Annotated in this window: 18 protein-coding genes; 17 read left to right on the top strand and 1 reads right to left on the bottom strand. The window is 37.4% G+C overall.

Annotation, left to right across the window (positions count from 1 at the left end):
* Nucleotides 1-130: 130 nt before the first annotated feature.
* The 7 genes from G6O73_RS08205 (at nt 131) to G6O73_RS08175 (ending at nt 7782) form a co-directional block, all read left to right on the top strand.
* Nucleotides 131-1726 carry a CTP synthase gene (locus tag G6O73_RS08205; RefSeq protein WP_057885679.1) on the top strand — a complete coding sequence of 532 codons (1596 nt, stop codon included), beginning with the start codon at nt 131-133 and terminating at the stop codon, nt 1724-1726.
* A gap of 109 nt (nt 1727-1835) precedes the next feature.
* Nucleotides 1836-2036, top strand: coding sequence for an LBP_cg2779 family protein (locus G6O73_RS08200; protein ID WP_057885680.1), 201 nt, complete (start codon nt 1836-1838; stop codon nt 2034-2036).
* Nucleotides 2037-2328: 292 nt separating this feature from the next.
* Nucleotides 2329-3606, top strand: a complete 1278-nt coding sequence (locus tag G6O73_RS08195; RefSeq protein ID WP_057885681.1) for a UDP-N-acetylglucosamine 1-carboxyvinyltransferase — start codon at nt 2329-2331, stop codon at nt 3604-3606.
* 35 nt (nt 3607-3641) lie between these two features.
* On the top strand, nt 3642-4913 hold the full coding sequence (gene rho / locus G6O73_RS08190) for a transcription termination factor Rho (protein ID WP_057885682.1): 1272 nt from the start codon (nt 3642-3644) through the stop codon (nt 4911-4913).
* Between the two features lie 105 nt (nt 4914-5018).
* The gene (locus G6O73_RS08185; protein ID WP_057885683.1) at nt 5019-5270 is read left to right on the top strand and encodes a type B 50S ribosomal protein L31; all 252 of its coding nucleotides are present in this window, start codon (nt 5019-5021) and stop codon (nt 5268-5270) included.
* Nucleotides 5271-5514: 244 nt separating this feature from the next.
* Nucleotides 5515-6822, top strand: a complete 1308-nt coding sequence (locus G6O73_RS08180; RefSeq protein ID WP_057885684.1) for an NCS2 family permease — start codon at nt 5515-5517, stop codon at nt 6820-6822.
* Nucleotides 6823-6975: 153 nt separating this feature from the next.
* On the top strand, nt 6976-7782 hold the full coding sequence (locus G6O73_RS08175; RefSeq protein ID WP_057885685.1) for a TIGR02452 family protein: 807 nt from the start codon (nt 6976-6978) through the stop codon (nt 7780-7782).
* 96 nt (nt 7783-7878) lie between these two features.
* Here the strand turns inward: G6O73_RS08175 and G6O73_RS08170 are convergent, their stop codons facing one another.
* Nucleotides 7879-8016 carry a hypothetical protein gene (locus tag G6O73_RS08170; RefSeq protein WP_169787468.1) on the bottom strand — a complete coding sequence of 46 codons (138 nt, stop codon included), beginning with the start codon at nt 8014-8016 and terminating at the stop codon, nt 7879-7881.
* Between the two features lie 184 nt (nt 8017-8200).
* On the opposite strand from G6O73_RS08170, the gene G6O73_RS08165 reads away from it, so the two are divergent.
* The 10 genes from G6O73_RS08165 to G6O73_RS08120 all read left to right on the top strand — a co-directional run bounded on the left by G6O73_RS08165 (nt 8201) and on the right by G6O73_RS08120 (nt 16744).
* Nucleotides 8201-8635 carry a GNAT family N-acetyltransferase gene (locus G6O73_RS08165; RefSeq protein WP_057885686.1) on the top strand — a complete coding sequence of 145 codons (435 nt, stop codon included), beginning with the start codon at nt 8201-8203 and terminating at the stop codon, nt 8633-8635.
* Between the two features lie 388 nt (nt 8636-9023).
* On the top strand, nt 9024-9575 hold the full coding sequence (locus G6O73_RS08160; RefSeq protein ID WP_057885687.1) for a LemA family protein: 552 nt from the start codon (nt 9024-9026) through the stop codon (nt 9573-9575).
* 24 nt (nt 9576-9599) lie between these two features.
* Nucleotides 9600-10490 carry a zinc metalloprotease HtpX gene (gene htpX, locus G6O73_RS08155; protein WP_057885688.1) on the top strand — a complete coding sequence of 297 codons (891 nt, stop codon included), beginning with the start codon at nt 9600-9602 and terminating at the stop codon, nt 10488-10490.
* 30 nt (nt 10491-10520) lie between these two features.
* A complete protein-coding gene (locus G6O73_RS08150; RefSeq protein WP_057885689.1) occupies nt 10521-11303 on the top strand; it encodes a hypothetical protein in 783 nt (260 codons plus the stop codon).
* A gap of 217 nt (nt 11304-11520) precedes the next feature.
* A complete protein-coding gene (locus G6O73_RS08145; protein WP_057885690.1) occupies nt 11521-12888 on the top strand; it encodes a UDP-N-acetylmuramoyl-tripeptide--D-alanyl-D-alanine ligase in 1368 nt (455 codons plus the stop codon).
* A 39-nt stretch (nt 12889-12927) separates the two neighbouring features.
* Nucleotides 12928-14424: a degradosome RNA helicase CshA gene (gene cshA / locus G6O73_RS08140; RefSeq protein WP_057885691.1), complete on the top strand. Its 1497-nt coding sequence runs from the start codon at nt 12928-12930 to the stop codon at nt 14422-14424.
* 148 nt (nt 14425-14572) lie between these two features.
* On the top strand, nt 14573-14956 hold the full coding sequence (acpS, locus tag G6O73_RS08135) for a holo-ACP synthase (protein WP_057885692.1): 384 nt from the start codon (nt 14573-14575) through the stop codon (nt 14954-14956).
* Nucleotides 14949-16067: an alanine racemase gene (gene alr, locus G6O73_RS08130; RefSeq protein WP_057885693.1), complete on the top strand. Its 1119-nt coding sequence runs from the start codon at nt 14949-14951 to the stop codon at nt 16065-16067. Before acpS ends, alr begins: the two co-directional genes overlap by 8 nt.
* Before the next feature lie 41 nt (nt 16068-16108).
* Nucleotides 16109-16366 (top strand): hypothetical protein, encoded by a 258-nt coding sequence (locus G6O73_RS08125; RefSeq protein ID WP_057885694.1) that lies wholly within the window; start codon nt 16109-16111, stop codon nt 16364-16366.
* Nucleotides 16367-16375: 9 nt separating this feature from the next.
* Nucleotides 16376-16744: a type II toxin-antitoxin system PemK/MazF family toxin gene (locus G6O73_RS08120; RefSeq protein ID WP_057885695.1), complete on the top strand. Its 369-nt coding sequence runs from the start codon at nt 16376-16378 to the stop codon at nt 16742-16744.

The raw sequence follows: 16744 nt of genomic DNA, 5'->3' as shown, positions 1-16744 counted from the left end.
GGCACCTCGCATTTAATTGTTGGGGTTAGTTGTACGTAAACCGCAAGCTCCCTATTCGAAAGTGAATAGGGAGCTTGTATTTTGTTATTGACAGCCTGTCTCTAGAAAAACTAACCAAAGGAGATTAGTGATGACCAAATATATTTTTGTTACCGGTGGAGTCGTTTCATCTTTAGGAAAGGGAATTGTAGCGGCTTCACTCGGCCGTTTATTGAAGAATCGTGGGTTAAAAGTCATGATTCAAAAGTTTGATCCGTATGTTAATGTGGATCCCGGGACAATGAGTCCTTACCAACACGGTGAGGTTTTTGTAACTGATGATGGAACAGAAACTGACCTTGATTTGGGACATTATGAACGATTTATTGATATTAATTTGAACAAATATTCAAATGTAACTACCGGGAAAATATATTCAGAGGTTATCCGCAAAGAACGCCATGGTGATTACCTCGGCGCGACTGTTCAAGTAATTCCACATATTACCAATATGATTAAAGAAAAAATTACCCGTGCTGGAACGACAACTGATGCTGATGTAGTAATTACTGAAGTTGGTGGAACGGTTGGGGATATTGAGTCGTTACCATTTTTAGAAGCTTTACGGCAAATGAAGACAGACGTTGGTAGTGAAAATGTTTTATATATTCATACAACATTGATTCCATTTTTGCATGCTGCCGGAGAAATGAAAACTAAACCGACCCAACATAGTGTCAAAGAATTACGTGGATTAGGAATTCAACCAAACATTTTAGTAGTTCGCACAGAAAAACATATTTCTGAGAGTGTTCGCAATAAAATTTCTAACTTTTGTGACGTTGAGCCAGAAGCGGTTATTGAGTCAGTTGATGTTAATACGCTTTATGAAATCCCGCTAAATTTACAAGAACAACAGATGGACAAAATTGTTTGTCAAAAACTGCATTTACAGACGCCACCAGCCGATATGACTAAGTGGAAACAATTAACTGAACGAGTAAATAATTTAGACAAAACGGTTAGAATTGCTTTGGTTGGTAAATATGTTAAGCTGCCAGATGCATATATTTCGGTTAACGAGGCGCTAAAACATGCAGGTTATGCAATTAATGCTAAAGTCGAAGTCAAGCACCTAGATTCAGAAAAAATTTCTGCTGAGAATGTTGCTGAAGTTTTACAAGGGTTTGACGGAATTATTGTACCAGGTGGATTTGGAAATCGTGGTTTAGAAGGAATGATTCAATCAATCCGTTATGCTCGTGAACAAAATGTTCCTTATTTAGGAATCTGTCTAGGAATGCAGATGGCTTGCATTGAATTTGCCCGTGATGTTGTTGGCTTAAAGGATGCAAACACAACCGAAGTTGCGCCAAATTGTGAAAATAAGATTATTGATTTAATGGCAGACCAAGAAGATTTAGAAGAAATGGGTGGCACGCAAAGGTTAGGCTTATATCCTTGCAAATTAAAGCCAGCTACAGTTGCAGCGGCTGCTTATAATAATCAAGATGTAATTCAAGAACGTCATCGCCATCGTTACGAATTTAATAACGAATATCGTAAGAGTTTCACTGAACATGGGTTAACTTTCTCAGGGATTTCGCCAGACAATCATTTGGTTGAAGTTGTTGAATTATCAGAGCATAAATTTTTCGTAGCTTCACAGTATCATCCTGAATTTTTGTCAAGACCGCAACGCCCTGAAGGACTGTTCCGGGCATTTATCGCTGCCAGTGCTGATTAAAAATTTTTATTCCAAATAATTTTCGGTGCTCTTAAAGATTCTAACCGCAGATGAAAAAAATATGTTATTCTTAAGTAGTTAATTCAATTAAGCTGCGAGGTGAATTTTGATGGATAAGGGGTCTGGAGATTCATTGGCGGAAAAAATTGTAACTTTTCAAGAAAAGTATCATTTGACAGATGCTGAGATGTCTTTGAAAAGCCATTTGCCGGTAGAAAAAATCCACGGAATTAAGCAGCAGATCTACCAGCCGCAAACCGATGAAAAACAGGGATTATTGAACTTTATTACTAACTATCAATCAAATTAATTAGCTACGACTGATTGGTTAGGGTCATTATTTTAAAAGGGATGCGGCAATTGTTGCATCCCTTTGTCCTTGTCTAAAAGTAGCTTAATTATTTTTATGCCAGGTCAGTAGAAAAAACTTTTTTAATTTTTAATGAGTATTTCAAATGTTTTGCCTCTAATAATTGAAACCTGGCAAGCAATCTTGTATGATGAATTAAGGCCTCTTGGTAGTCGAAGCGATTATTATATTCGACTTTACTGAATGCTGCTACACTGATTGTGATTTGAATGTGAGTGGAGAATTTTTAAAAATGAAAAAAATGATAATTAACGGTGGTCAGAAATTGTCAGGGGAAGTAACGATTGGCGGAGCCAAGAATAGTACAGTTGCTTTGATTCCGGCCGCTATTTTAGCAGATACCCCGGTGAAATTTGATTCAGTTCCAGATATTTTAGATGTACACAATTTAATGTTGATTTTAAGCAAAATGAATGTTCCATCAAATTTTTCCCATGGGGAATTAGAAATTGATCCAACCCAAATTAAAAATGTACCACTTCCTGGTGGTGCGATTCGTAGTTTGCGAGCGTCTTATTATTTCATGGGAGCCTTATTAGGTAAGTTTGGTAAGGCTTTAGTTGGTTTTCCTGGTGGGGACAATATTGGACCTCGACCAATCGATCAACATATTAAGGGATTTCGTGCTTTAGGTGCAATTGTAGAAGAACGTAATGATGCAGTTTGTATTAAAACAACTCCAGAAGGATTACATGGAGCACGAATTTTTTTTGATATTGTTTCAGTCGGAGCAACTATTAATGTTTTATTAGCAGCTGTCAGAGCTAAAGGAACAACGATCATTGAAAATGCTGCTAAAGAACCAGAAATTGTTGATTTGGCAACTTTTTTGAATAACATGGGAGCACAAATTCGAGGTGCTGGAACAGATGTAATTCGAATTAAAGGAGTTCCAAGTTTAAAGGCAACCAATACCCATACTATCATTCCAGATCGAATTGAGGCTGGAACGTATTTGGCTTTTGCAGCTGCAGCTGGTCAGGGTGTCTTGGTGAAAAATGTGATTACAGAACATTTGGAACCTTTTATTGCTAAATTGGTTGAAATGGGTGTTTATCTTGAGGTCAATGAAGATAGCATTTATGTAGAGGGTGGTAGGAATCTGGCACCGGTTACGATTAAGACTGCCCCTTTCCCGGGGTTTGCAACAGATTTACAGCAGCCGATTACTCCTTTGCTGATGCAGGCTAAAGGTTGCAGTAAAATAATTGATACTTTATACCCTGAAAGAGTTAAGCACATCCCGGAGATGCAACGAATGGGTGGAAAAATTGTTAGTAAAGATGGAATTATTTCGATTAAACATTCATCTGAACTTATTGGAACAACTGTTGAAGCTAGTGAAATTCGTGCAGGAGTGGCACTGGTCGGTTTGGCATTGATGGCTAAAGGAACAACAGTTATTAATAAAGCTGATAATATTTTACGTGGGTATGAAAGAATTGTTGAGAAAATGGCTGGTCTTTCAATCAAAATTAAGATTGTTGATGAAACAGCTGTTCAGGAATAATTTAGGAGCGAAAATTTACGGATAATCTAACATTAATTGATTTACGAGAAAAAAATTTAAAAGAGATTTATCGCTATGCTAAAGAGTATAAAATTCCGTACTATAGTCAAATGAATAAAAAGGAATTAACTTTAGCAGTAATTCGAGCACAGGCGGAAAAGCAGGGTTATTATTACATGTCAGGTGTTTTAGAACTGGCTAAAGTGGATGATGGTTACGGATTTTTACGGCCAATTAACTATGGTCCTTCGCAAGAGGACATTTATATTTCTGCTTCTCAGATTCGCCGTTTTGGATTGCGTAACGGGGATTTGGTTGCTGGTAAGGTACGCCCTCCAAAGCCAAAAGAACGTTATTATGGGTTAATGCATGTTGATAGTGTTAATGGTAAGCATCCTGAAGAGGCTAAAGAACGATCACACTTTCCGGCTTTGACGGCAGTATATCCCCAGCAACAGATTTGTCTAGCAACTGATAGACAGCAGTTATCAACGAGAATGATTGACTTATTTGCACCAATTGGTTTCGGACAACGTGGGCTCATTGTAGCTCCGCCCAAGGCTGGAAAAACGAGTCTACTCAAAGCGATGGCTAATGGTGTAGCTCAAAACTATCCTAATGCTAAATTGATGGTTTTGTTAATTGATGAGCGGCCAGAAGAAGTAACTGATTTAGAACGGACCGTCAACGGAGAAGTTATTTACTCAACCTTTGATCAACGACCGGAAAATCATATTCGAGTGGCAGAGTTGGTTTTAGAGCGGGCGATGCGACTAGCTGAGGATAAACAAGATGTTATTATTTTACTTGATTCATTAACTCGATTAGCGCGAGCCTATAATTTAGTCGTTCCCCCAAGTGGCAGGACGCTATCTGGCGGGATTGATCCGGCAGCTTTGTTTAAACCGAAAAAATTTTTTGGTGCTGCTCGTAATATTGAAGAAGGCGGTAGCCTAACAATATTAGCGACAGCCTTAGTTGATACTGGTAGTCGGATGGATGATGTTATTTACGAGGAGTTTAAGGGAACTGGTAATCAAGAATTGCAGTTGGCTCGTGAAATGGCAGAACGGAGAATTTTTCCAGCGGTTGATTTGAAAAAGTCAGGGACGCGCAAAGAGGAACTTTTATTAGATGAAACGACGTTGAAGTTTTTGATAAACTTACGTCGAAATGGTTCGAATGACTGGCTCCGCGATAGTGAACAAATGATTAGGATGATGAAAGAAACAGCATCTAATCAAGAACTGATTGAAAAACTGACAAATGTTTGGTCAAAAAAGCGGCCAATTAAAAAAAATCATTAACAAAGTTGCATGGTTGACGGTTTTATGATACTATTTGGTTTGTTGTATTTTATATTAAGATCAACTCTAGTTCAGCAAATGAATTAGGGCAAAGGAGAGTCTCAAATGAAAAAAGGTATTCATCCAGATTATCATGCAGTAGTTTTTCAAGATTCAGCTACTGGCTATAAATTTTTGTCTGGTTCAACTAAGAATTCAAAAGAAACAGTTGAATGGGAAGATGGTAAAACTTACCCGTTGATTCGTGTTGAAATTTCTTGCGATTCACATCCATTCTACACTGGACGTCAGAAATTCACACAGGCTGATGGCCGTGTTGATCGTTTCAACAAGAAATATGGTTTAACCAGCAAATAAATAAAAAATCCCAGTTTAGGGATTTTTTTTTGTCCAAAAACTTGGAAAAAGTATCTCTTAGTTAAGCCTGATTAAAATCAATTTAGTATGTTTTACATACAATCAATTTCCGGAGACTTTCTTCTCACAATATTTTTTAGCTTATGATGAATGTTGGTTTACATTTAATTAAAGTTATAGTATAGTAAATAACGTTCTTTATTGCATTTATACACCGACAATGTTCGGAAAAGGGGTAAAATTTGTGAAAGAAAAGATTGATAATTATTTTGGTTTGGCCGAATTAGGAACAACTTTTAAAAGAGAATTGTTAGCAGGCTTTACGACCTTTATTTCGATGGCGTACATTCTTTTTGTAAATCCAAGTGTTTTAGGTGCTTCAGGGATGAATAAAGGAGCTGTCTTTACGGCGACCGCCTTGGCGAGTGCGCTTGGGTGTTTGATGATGGGAATTCTGTCAAAATATCCGATCGCGACAGCTCCTGGATTAGGAGTCAATGCCTTTTTTGCATATTCGGTATGTATTGGGATGAAGATTCCTTGGCAAACAGCCTTAGCTGGTGTTTTTATAGCTTCAATTATTTTCTTGATAATTACAGTATTCAAACTGCGAGAATTAATCATTAATGCTATTCCAGCAGATCTAAAATATGCAATTTCAGGTGGAATAGGCTTGTTTATTGCCTTTATTGGTTTAGCCGATGGGGGATTAATTGTAGCTGATAAGTCAACAATTGTTAGTTTAGGCGGATTTTCAGGCACAACTTGGTTGACAATCTTTGGACTGATTTTAACTGCCATTTTAATGGTTAAAAGAGTACCTGGTGGAATCTTTATTGGAATGGTGGCAACATCAATCTTAGGAATTGTTTTAGGAATGATTAAACTCCCAACTGAAGTTTTCTCAATGGCACCAAGTTTGAAACCAACTTTTTTAGTTGCAGTTAAACATATTGGTGACATTAATTCTTTACAATTAGTAGTTGTCGTTTTAACTTTCTTGTTAGTAACATTCTTTGATACGGCTGGTACTTTGGTGGGATTGGCTCAACAAGCTGGTTTTATGAAAGATAATAAGATGCCACGAATCGGTGAAGCTTTAATGTCGGATTCAACCGCTATGTTAGCTGGCTCATTGTTAGGAACCTCACCAGTGAGTGCTTATATTGAATCCTCTGCTGGAATCGCGGTTGGCGGTCGCTCAGGGTTAACGGCTGTTACAACTGGTGTTTTATTTATTTTTGGACTGTTCTTTTCACCACTGTTATCGGTAGTTACAAGTCAAGTAACAGCTCCAGCTTTGATTATTGTTGGCGTTTTGATGGCCCAAAGCATGAAGAATGTTAAGTGGGAAAAATTAGAAATTGCAATCCCTTCATTTTTAATTTTATTAGGAATGCCTCTAACTTATAGTATTTCTGATGGATTAGCTTTAGGGTTTATCGCTTATCCAATTACAATGATTGCTGCAAAAAGAGGTAAAGAAGTTCATCCGATTATGTATATTTTATTCTTTGTCTTTATCTTGTTCTTCTGGATTCTTAGTCATTAAATAAAATGAAAAAGTAGCTTGGAATAAGCTGAACAAAATTGTTTAGCTTATTTTTTTTGTTAAAAATAAGCGAAGACTTAAATTAAAAATAGATTAGAAGAGAACGATGTGTTATGATAATAAAAGAAAGAAAATTTAAGGTAGGCAAGATAAGTGACAAATTTAACTTCAGAAGATTACCGTAATATTGCACATCATACGATGAATTTGTATCAAATTGAGATGAATGATTTGCCACAACATTCTAAATTAGTTAGTAATCTGCTAGCGCCAATAAAACCCCGTTTTCAGCAGAAAACACGGATTTTTGTGGAAAATGAAAATCTCTTACAACGATTAAAAAAAATTTCGGTTGCAAAGACTGTTGGTATATTAAATTTTGCAAGTCCAATTGACATTGGGGGTAATTTTAAACAAGGAATCAATGCTCAAGAACAAACAATTTGCCGTAATTCATATCTATATCCGGAGCTGCGCACTTTTCGACGAGAGTATTATTATTATAATCAACAACATGAGAACCATGGTTTTTATACGCGACGAATGATTGTTTCATACCAAGTTAAATTTTTAAGAGATGAGACTGAGAAACAGTATTTAAAGCCAGCTAGGTCGGTAGATGTAATTAGCATGGCAGCCCCAGATATTTCTTTAATGAGGAGAGAAAAATATCAGCCAACTACTGAGCAGATCCAATCCGAGTTTAAATTGAGAATTACGCAATTTCTGCGTCAATTTTCAATTTTGGGAGATAATGATTTGATTTTAGGGGCATTCGGCTGTGGCAGTTTTCAAAACGATCCACAATTAGTTGCTGGGGTGTTCAAAGATGTTTTACAATCAACTGAATTTGCTACAGCTTTTAAAAATATTTATTTTTCAATTACTGATTTGAAGCAAACTGAGGTTTTTGCTACAGCTTTAGCAGATCAGTCACATCCACTTGTAAAGCAAGGGTAATATATCTGGCCAAAAGTTTTGAAGGGGTACAAAAAAGGGCTGGGCAAAATATTGTCACAGTCCTCTAGTTGCTTAAATGATAACCAAACTTAAAAGCTATTTGGTTAATTTTTTGGCGTCGGCATCAAGATGTGCAAAACCAGAACCACTCTTTTTTTGAGGATGTTTTGCGCGGTCTTCTAAGGCTTTTCGAGCTAATGCTTTGCGTTCTTCCTTACTTAATTTGTTCGACATTGCAATCGCCTCTTTCCTTTGAAATCCACACTGTGCAGAAATTATCCTACAGTTCTATTTTAGTCTTATAGTTTGAAATTTCAAGCGACTACAATCATTGGGTATTTTTTTAACAAAAATTTGGAGCAAGGCTAACTTAAAAATTCTTAATGCTAGTTTTTTGAGCTCTAAGGAGGAAAATTGAATGCAACCAATTATTAAAATTGTCAAGGGAAATTATGGAGAAATCTATCAAGCAGCAGTAGAAATTCGGAAAGAAGTTTTTATTCTTGAACAAGGCGTAGCACCAGAATTGGAATTGGATCATGAAGATCAAGCAGTATACTATGTTGCATATGTTGCTGATGTGGCAGGGGCGACAGCTCGGGTAATTGTTGAAAGAGATGGAGCTTGGCATATTCAAAGAGTAGCTACTCGTAAGGCCTATCGAAGTCAGGGATTAGCTAGCAAACTATTACAAAAGATTGAACAAGACGCGCGCAATCAGCAAATACCTTATCTGACTTTAGGTGCTCAAGACCAAGCACAATCTTTTTATCAAAAATTGGGATTTCATGTTGTGGGTGCGGGCTTTTTTGATGCGGGAATTCCGCATCATCAAATGCAAAAGGCAATTTAATTAATTGAAAATATTAATTTTGGACTTGTTAAAAAAAAAAAATGTGTTATGATTTGAGTTATGCGATGAGTCGAGAAGAACCAGGTAATGATTTTCATTATTTTGCTGCGGCAATTGATGGTTCAAATCGAAACGGGACACAGATACCAGCGGATTTTCTGGTGTGCCTGCTGCAGACATTGTGGAGTGAATGTAGCTTACCATAATTGGTACCGTTATTTAGCCGGGGCAAAACGCTTGTTTTGCACCCGGCTTTTAGTTTGGTAGTTTATAGAACTTGAATTTGCGTAGCAAACTATTAAATTACTTTATTCTAGTTAGCTGGTCTGTTATGATTATTTAAAATGATAGTGTTTTTCGTTGTACGGTAATTAATTGGAGGGAAAAAATGATCTGGATTATAATTTTAATAATAGCTGTTATAGTTGTTGCTTACATTGCTATTTACAATGGTCTGCAAAAAGCTAAAGTTTACACAGATGAATCTTGGAGCCAAATCGATGTTCAATTGAAACGACGGAATGATCTGATTCCAAATTTGGTTGAAACAACTAAAGGCTATGCTAAGCATGAACGTGAAACTTTTGCTCAAGTTGTTGAATTACGTAACCAGTTAATTAGTGTTCCAACTGATCAGCAACAAAAGAAAATGGAACTGTCCAATCAATTGAGTGAATCGCTAAAATCAATTTTTGCTTTGGCTGAAAGTTACCCTGATCTTAAGGCTAATCAAGAGTTCACCAAGTTAATGGAAGAATTAGCAAATACAGAAAATAAAATTGCTTATTCACGCCAGTTATTTAATTCAAGTGCGGCAGCCTACAATCAGAAATTGTTAACTTTCCCGTCGAATATGATTGCTAAAATCCATGGAATGACTAAAGTTGCTTATTTAGAAGTACCGACTGAAGAAAAAAATGCGCCTAAGGTTTCTTTTTAGCTTTAATTAAAGGAGCAAATAAAAATGTTATTTAACCAAATTGCTCAAAACAAGCGTCGAACATTTTATGTAATGTTTGGGTTTTTATTATTGGTTGCTTTGATTGGTGCCTCATTAGGGTATGTCTTTTGGAATAGTGCGACGGCAGGGGTTTTGTTAGCGGTTGTTTTAGGAACTTTTTACATGCTTTCAATGTTATCCCGTTCAACCGAAATTGTGATGAATATGAATCAAGCAGTTGAAATTAAGCATGAATCAGAGTTCCCAGAATTATGGCATATTATTGAAGATATGTCCCTAGTTGGAAAAGTACCAATGCCACGAGTTTTTATTATTGAAGATCCCAGTCCGAATGCTTTTGCTACAGGAAGAGATCCTGAACATTCGGCTGTTGCTGTTACTCGTGGGTTGTTAAATCGCTTGAATCGTGAAGAGCTGGAGGGAGTAATTGCTCATGAAATCTCCCATATCAGAAATTATGATATCCGATTGCAAACAACCGCTTTGGCACTTGTTGCAGTTATTTCAGCCTTAGTCAATCTAGGCGGTAACTTCTTTTGGTGGGGTGGTGGTAGTCGCCGGCGTGATGACGACAACAATGGAGCAAATGTTTTAGTGTTAGTGTTATCAATTTTCGTATTGATTTTAGGGCCATTGGCAGCTTCACTGGCACAAATGGCTTTGTCACGTAATCGCGAATTTTTGGCAGATGCTTCCGGAGTGGAATTGACTCGTAACCCACAAGGCTTAATAAGTGCACTGCAGAAAATTTCTAATAGTGAGCCCATGAAAAACGCTGATCCAAGTAGTTCCTCGCTCTATATTTCCAACCCGTTCAAGGATAAGTCTTGGACTCATTTGTTTGATACTCATCCGCCCACTGAAGAGCGGATTGCTCGTTTGGAAAGAATGTAATCAACAGAGAAATGAAACAGGGGAAAAGAAATGCGCAATGACATTGTATATGTGCATCTTGATAAAGTATCGCATCTGACGTTGACTTATGGTATTGGAGTTAAGGATTTTATCGATGGTTGCTCACATCTACCGGAAAATGTTCTTTCGCTGGCTCCGGTTGATCCTAACCAAGAAATTGATATTTACTCGGGTTTCAATATGTATATCGGGATAGAAAATGTTAAATCATTTCTACATGATCGATCTAATGAAAATCTGTGTTGGATTGATTTTGATAATTCATTTGATTTGGAATCGTTGACTCCCCAAGAAGTTTCAGAGATGTTATACTTAGGTCATGCTTTTACACACTTAAAGTCACCATTTTATTATAAACTACAAAATAATTTTGTTTATTTAACGTTACCAAATGGTGCAAATAAGGTTTATTATCGCTTTTTGCCGAATTTTTATCGCGTAATGGTTCAAGCTGTGACAAATCATTTGGCAAAAGCTTATCGTGAAAAAAGAGCTTTTCTGCGCTTGAGATATCGAATTCAGGCTTTCCCGGTAGCTGTTGCCAAACAGTTACTGCCACTAATGATTAGCGGGGCAGTTTTTGATTTTGGGGGGTTAAAACTTCGTGGCCCTGAAATTACGATACCAATTTTAGCTGCACCAGATTCGGTTTATCAATTAAAATGGCATGAACCGACAATGATGATTGAAAAATCAAATCTAGTTGGTCGACTCAAATATCAGTTGAATACTGGTAAGTGGGACTTGCTTGTGTTAACACCAGAAGCGTTTGAGGATAATTTAAATTTTTAGGATGGTAAATACAATTACTTGAATCTAAATTACTTATAATTTACCCTTCAGCAGTTCTTACCAACTGGAGGGTTTTGTTCTTTTTTATGGCTAGGTGATTTATGATACAATAACAAGGGTCATTTAACTGGTCGATCGTTATTTCTGCAAGCAAAGTCTAAGTAAGAGATTAAACTAAATGGTTGAAGACTGCTTGCAGTGAAAGGAAGTTTTATCAATGAAGATGCGATTAGCAGAAATTGCGAAAGCACTGAAAATAACACCTGGGGAGAATTGGGAAGATATTATAATTACAAGTGTTTCTTTTGATACTCGCAGTTTGCAACCGGGTGCTCTGTTTATCCCATTAGTTGGAATTCATGATGGTCATGATTATCTTAATCGAGCAATCGAAGGAAAGGCTGCAGCAACTTTGTGGCAAAGTGATCATCAAGCTCCGGAAAATAATTTTCCAATCTTATCTGTAACCGATACTTTGGCTGCTTTTCAGCAATTGGCTAAATATTACCTAGCAAAAATTAACCCGCAAGTAGTCGCTGTAACAGGCAGCAATGGAAAGACAACAACCAAAGATATGGTTGCAGCAATTTTAGAAACAAGTTTCAATGTTCAAAAAACTCATGCGAACTTTAATAATCAAATTGGGGTTCCCATGACTATTTTGGAAATGGAACCTAATACTGAAATATTGGTTGTTGAAATGGGAATGGATCATTTTGGTGAATTAGATCATCTGAGCCGTTTAGTTGAACCAGATGTTGCTGTCATTACGATGATTGGTGAAGCGCATATCGAATTCTTCGGCAGCCGTGACAAGATTGCTGATGCTAAAATGGAAATTGTACATGGTTTAAAAGAAGATGGTGTTTTAGTTTATAACGGAGATGAGCCACTCTTACGTGAACGGACCAAAAAATTGCTGCAAGACACTAGAACATTTGGAGAATCAGGCAATAATGATTTCCAAGCTTTGAATATTGTTAGCGATGAAAAACGGACAAGTTTCCGGGTAGCATGCTGGCCAGAGGACAATGTTACAGTGCCGATGATTGGCAGTTATAATGTTAACAATGCTTTAGCTGCTTTGGCCGTTGGCGATTATTTTCATTTACCGATTAAAAAGATGATTTCAGCTTTGACGACTTTTCAGGCTACCGCTAACCGAACTGAATGGCTGATTGGGAAAAAGCAAGAACGGATTTTGAGTGATGTATACAATTCCAATCCGACAGCCGCTCATCTAGTTCTCAGAGCCTTTTCACAAGTTCCAACCAGGGGGCAACGTTTCATTGTTTTGGGAGACATGCTTGAATTAGGAACAGCAGCGGCTAAATTACATGCTGGGTTAGCCGCTGATATTGATCCTAAGCAGATTGCAGAAGTTTTTTTGTGCGGCAGTCATATGGCTGCTTTACAACAGGCGTTGGCAGCTAAGTTTACTCCAGAACGTCTTCATTTATATGCCAGCAATCAAAAGACACAATTGCTGGCTGATTTAAATGATCTAATCGAACCAACAGATTTAGTTTTATTAAAGGGCAGTCATGGTATACATTTAGAAGAAGTTTTGACTGCTTTGTGTTAATTATGTTTAATTTTTAATAATTTTAGGAGGAAATATTTTTTGAAATTTACAGAACTTGGTCTTTCAGATTACTTGTTAAAAGCAATTAAACGCAGTGGATTTGAGGAAGCTACCCCAATTCAGGAGCAAACAATTCCACTGGTACTGAAAGGCGATGATGTAATCGGACAAGCTCAGACAGGAACTGGTAAAACAGCTGCTTTTGGACTACCGATTTTGGAACATGTGGATACCAAGCTTAACCAAGCCCAAGCTTTAATCGTTTCACCGACACGTGAATTAGCGATTCAAACACAAGAAGAACTTTTTCGTTTGGGTAAGGATGAAAAAGCTAAAGTTCAAGTTGTTTATGGTGGAGCTGACATTCGTCGACAAATTCATTCGCTGAAACGAGCACCACAAATTTTAGTAGGAACTCCAGGACGTTTACTTGATCATATTCGTCGCCATACAGTTGATTTGTCACAAGTCAAAACAGTTGTTTTAGATGAAGCTGATGAGATGTTGGATATGGGTTTTGTTGAGGATATCGAAAGTATCATTAAGGAAGTTCCGGCAAAACGGCAAACCTTATTATTTTCTGCTACAATGCCGCCAGCAATTTTGAAAATCGGTGAAAAGTTTATGCAAGAACCGAAAATTGTCAAAATTAAAGCCAAAGAACTAACAACGGATTTGGTTGATCAGTTTTATGTACGAGCACGTGACTTTGAAAAATTTGATGTTATGACGCGCATCTTTGACGTTCAATCACCTGAACTGACAATTATTTTTGGTCGGACAAAACGACGTGTTGACGAGCTTTCTAAGGGGCTTGAAGCTCGAGGATATAATGCTAAGGGAATTCATGGTGATCTATCACAACAACGCCGAATGAGCATTCTAAAACAATTTAAAGCTGGCAAACTTGATATTTTGGTTGCAACTGATGTCGCAGCTCGTGGGTTGGATATTTCAGGAGTTACTCACGTCTACAATTATGATATTCCGCAAGACCCAGAAAGTTATGTTCATCGTATTGGTCGGACAGGTCGTGCCGGACATCATGGTGTTTCAGTTACTTTTGTGACCCCAAATGAAATGGATTATTTAAGAGTTATTGAACATTTAACAAAAAAGAGAATGGATCCTCTGAAACCACCGACAGAACAGGAAGCATTCATTGGACAAATTTCTTCGGCGGTTGAACAAGTTGAAGAATTGTTAAAAAACACTGATACTGCTAAATTCAATGTTCAAGCGGAAAAATTACTTGAAGAACATTCAGCAACTGATTTAGTTGCTTTGTTGCTAAACGAGTTGACTCATGATTCAGCTGCTGAAGTTCCGGTAAAAATTACTCCGGAACGTCCTTTACCACGTCGTAAACATAATAATAAGAATTTCAAAGGTGGATATAATAAATCACGTGGTGGTCGTAGTCGCTATCAAAAAGATAACCATCGCCAGTATCATTCGAAAAAAGATAAGAGCCGTGAAAAATTTAATCGGCAACATTCGAAAAAACGCCAGTTTACCATCAAACGGGCTGACTAAACTTAATAATAACCAATTGAAGGGCAGCTGGTGGTGAACTTGAGAGCTGCTCTTTTTATTTTAGAGTTTTTTGCTCGGCCAACTTGTGGTAAGATTGCAGATGAGTATGAGAATGGATCTAGTGGCTAGTGGATGGTGAAAAAGTAGAATGATTTATGGAATTGGAATTGATTTAACTGAAATTCAACGAGTTGAACAAGCTTGGAAAAAAAATTACAATTTTGTTAAGCGAGTTTTGACTCCAGCAGAATTAAAAGTTTTTGAAAATTATAAAGGACAGCGTAAAGCAGAATTTATCGCTGGTCGCTTTTCGGCTAAGGAATCTTTTTCTAAGGCTTTTGGAACTGGAATCGGTTCAGCAGTTACTTTTCAAGACTTGGAAATAATTCCTGACACAGTTACTGGTAAACCGATTTTCACGCTTTATCCACAAGCTGAAAGGTTAGAAGCACAAATTTCGATTTCACATACAGCAACATTAGTGATGACAGAAGTAATTCTCGAAAAAAGGGAGAAGATAGCTAATGGTTGAAGCATGGCATCGACCGACTAAAGCAATCATTGATTTGAATGCAATTAAGGAAAACATTAAATTAGAGAAAAAATTGCTAAAAAAAGGACAACAATTATTTGCTGTGGTCAAGGCAAATGCGTATGGGCATGGCTTAATACCTGTGGCAATGGCAGCCCAAACAGCGGGAGTTGAGGGCTTTTGTGTCGCAGTAATTGACGAAGGATTGGCTTTGCGACGAGCGGGCTTAACAAAGCCAATTTTGATTTTAGGTGTTAATCCAGCAGAGCTAGCTCCATTAATGGCGGCTAATCATTTGTCTGTCGCGGTAGATAGTTTGGAATTTTTAAAACAATCCGAACGGCTATTGCATTCAGAGCATTTGAAACTAGCTGTTCATTTGGCACTTGATACGGGAATGAGCCGAATTGGTTTTAAGACGACCGTAGATTTGCAAAACGCAGTTAACTTTTTACGAACCCATCCAGCAGAATTTGAATTCCAAGGGATCTTCACACATTTTGCGACTGCAGATGCCGCAACTGATGGCTATTACCAACAGCAACTAAAAAAATTTCAGCAATTGTTAGCGGTTGTCAACCCTTTACCGCCTTACGTACATGTAGCTAATTCGGCCGCATCGTTATGGCATCAAGCTTGCGGTGGTAATATGATCCGTTTTGGAATCTCAATGTATGGGTTAAATCCATCTGGCAATGTATTAGCTATGCCAGCACCTTTTAAACCAGCTTTAAGTTTGATTAGTCAATTAGCAGCTGTCAGAGTTGTAAATGCTGGAGAATCAGTGGGTTATGGTAAAACTTATACAGCACAAAAGAAGGAATGGATTGGAACAGTTCCGTTAGGTTATGCAGATGGTTGGTTGCGACGAATGCAAGGTTCGAAAGTTTTGGTAAATGGAAAAAAATGTGAAATAGTTGGTCGAGTCTGCATGGATCAAATTATGGTCAGGCTGCCTGAACAGGTACCTGTTGGAACTAAAGTTACGTTGATTGGCAGTGAGGGCAGTTTGCAAATCACGGCACAAGAAGTTGCTAATTATGCCCAGACCATCCATTATGAAGTTCTTTGTGGAATTTCTGCAAGAGTGCCACGTGAATATATTGATTAATTCAGCTGAGTAAAAGAAATTAGTGAAAGTGGGGATAGCTGATGGCTAGTCAGAATCAGGCAGACCAATTTGATAGAAAATTTTTAAATAAACAGGATCGGTTAGCAATTTATTGTGATTATTATGCGATTGATCAGGCTGAAATACAACACAATCCGACATTATTAAATTATGTTGTTAGCCACCAGCAAATACTTGATGAGCTGATTTCAGGGTATACAGAGATGGGACCGATTAATCAACAAATTTGTGATGAATTTGTTGGTTGTGAATGCGATGATGAAAATCAAAAAAGTTAGGAGGAACATATGACAGTTAAAGAAGTCAAACGCGGGGATATTTTCTTTGCTGATTTATCCCCGGTGGTTGGATCTGAACAGGGTGGAAAACGTCCGGTTTTGATTATTCAGAATAATATCGGTAATCGTTATAGTCCGACAGTTGTTATCGCAGCAATAACTGCTCAGATTCAAAAGCCAAAGATGCCAACACACGTTGGTTTAAAGGCAGAAAAAGTTGGTATTGAACGAGATTCAGTTGTACTTTTGGAGCAAATTCGCACGATTGATAAACAACGTCTCCAAGACAAAATAACTCATATTACCAATCAAAAAATGCAGCAGATTGATCAAGCTGTATGTGTCAGCTTAGGGCTGACTGATATACATAAAAATTAG

This window comes from Liquorilactobacillus nagelii DSM 13675, from assembly GCF_019444005.1.
Lineage (GTDB): Bacteria > Bacillota > Bacilli > Lactobacillales > Lactobacillaceae > Liquorilactobacillus > Liquorilactobacillus nagelii.
Note: the sequence above shows the minus strand (reverse complement) of the source record. Positions and strands in the feature narration are given on the sequence as shown.

What these genes read in the sequence shown, in the direction of transcription:
- G6O73_RS08205 (WP_057885679.1), top strand. Translation starts at nt 131, where the DNA reads ATGACCAAATATATTTTTGTTACCGGTGGAGTCGTTTCATCTTTAGGA.
- G6O73_RS08200 (WP_057885680.1), top strand. Translation starts at nt 1,836, where the DNA reads ATGGATAAGGGGTCTGGAGATTCATTGGCGGAAAAAATTGTAACTTTT.
- G6O73_RS08195 (WP_057885681.1), top strand. Translation starts at nt 2,329, where the DNA reads ATGAAAAAAATGATAATTAACGGTGGTCAGAAATTGTCAGGGGAAGTA.
- G6O73_RS08185 (WP_057885683.1), top strand. Translation starts at nt 5,019, where the DNA reads ATGAAAAAAGGTATTCATCCAGATTATCATGCAGTAGTTTTTCAAGAT.
- G6O73_RS08170 (WP_169787468.1), bottom strand. Translation starts at nt 8,016, where the DNA reads ATGTCGAACAAATTAAGTAAGGAAGAACGCAAAGCATTAGCTCGAAAA.
- G6O73_RS08165 (WP_057885686.1), top strand. Translation starts at nt 8,201, where the DNA reads ATGCAACCAATTATTAAAATTGTCAAGGGAAATTATGGAGAAATCTAT.
- G6O73_RS08160 (WP_057885687.1), top strand. Translation starts at nt 9,024, where the DNA reads ATGATCTGGATTATAATTTTAATAATAGCTGTTATAGTTGTTGCTTAC.
- htpX (WP_057885688.1), top strand. Translation starts at nt 9,600, where the DNA reads ATGTTATTTAACCAAATTGCTCAAAACAAGCGTCGAACATTTTATGTA.
- G6O73_RS08150 (WP_057885689.1), top strand. Translation starts at nt 10,521, where the DNA reads ATGCGCAATGACATTGTATATGTGCATCTTGATAAAGTATCGCATCTG.
- G6O73_RS08145 (WP_057885690.1), top strand. Translation starts at nt 11,521, where the DNA reads ATGAAGATGCGATTAGCAGAAATTGCGAAAGCACTGAAAATAACACCT.
- acpS (WP_057885692.1), top strand. Translation starts at nt 14,573, where the DNA reads ATGATTTATGGAATTGGAATTGATTTAACTGAAATTCAACGAGTTGAA.
- alr (WP_057885693.1), top strand. Translation starts at nt 14,949, where the DNA reads ATGGTTGAAGCATGGCATCGACCGACTAAAGCAATCATTGATTTGAAT.
- G6O73_RS08125 (WP_057885694.1), top strand. Translation starts at nt 16,109, where the DNA reads ATGGCTAGTCAGAATCAGGCAGACCAATTTGATAGAAAATTTTTAAAT.
- G6O73_RS08120 (WP_057885695.1), top strand. Translation starts at nt 16,376, where the DNA reads ATGACAGTTAAAGAAGTCAAACGCGGGGATATTTTCTTTGCTGATTTA.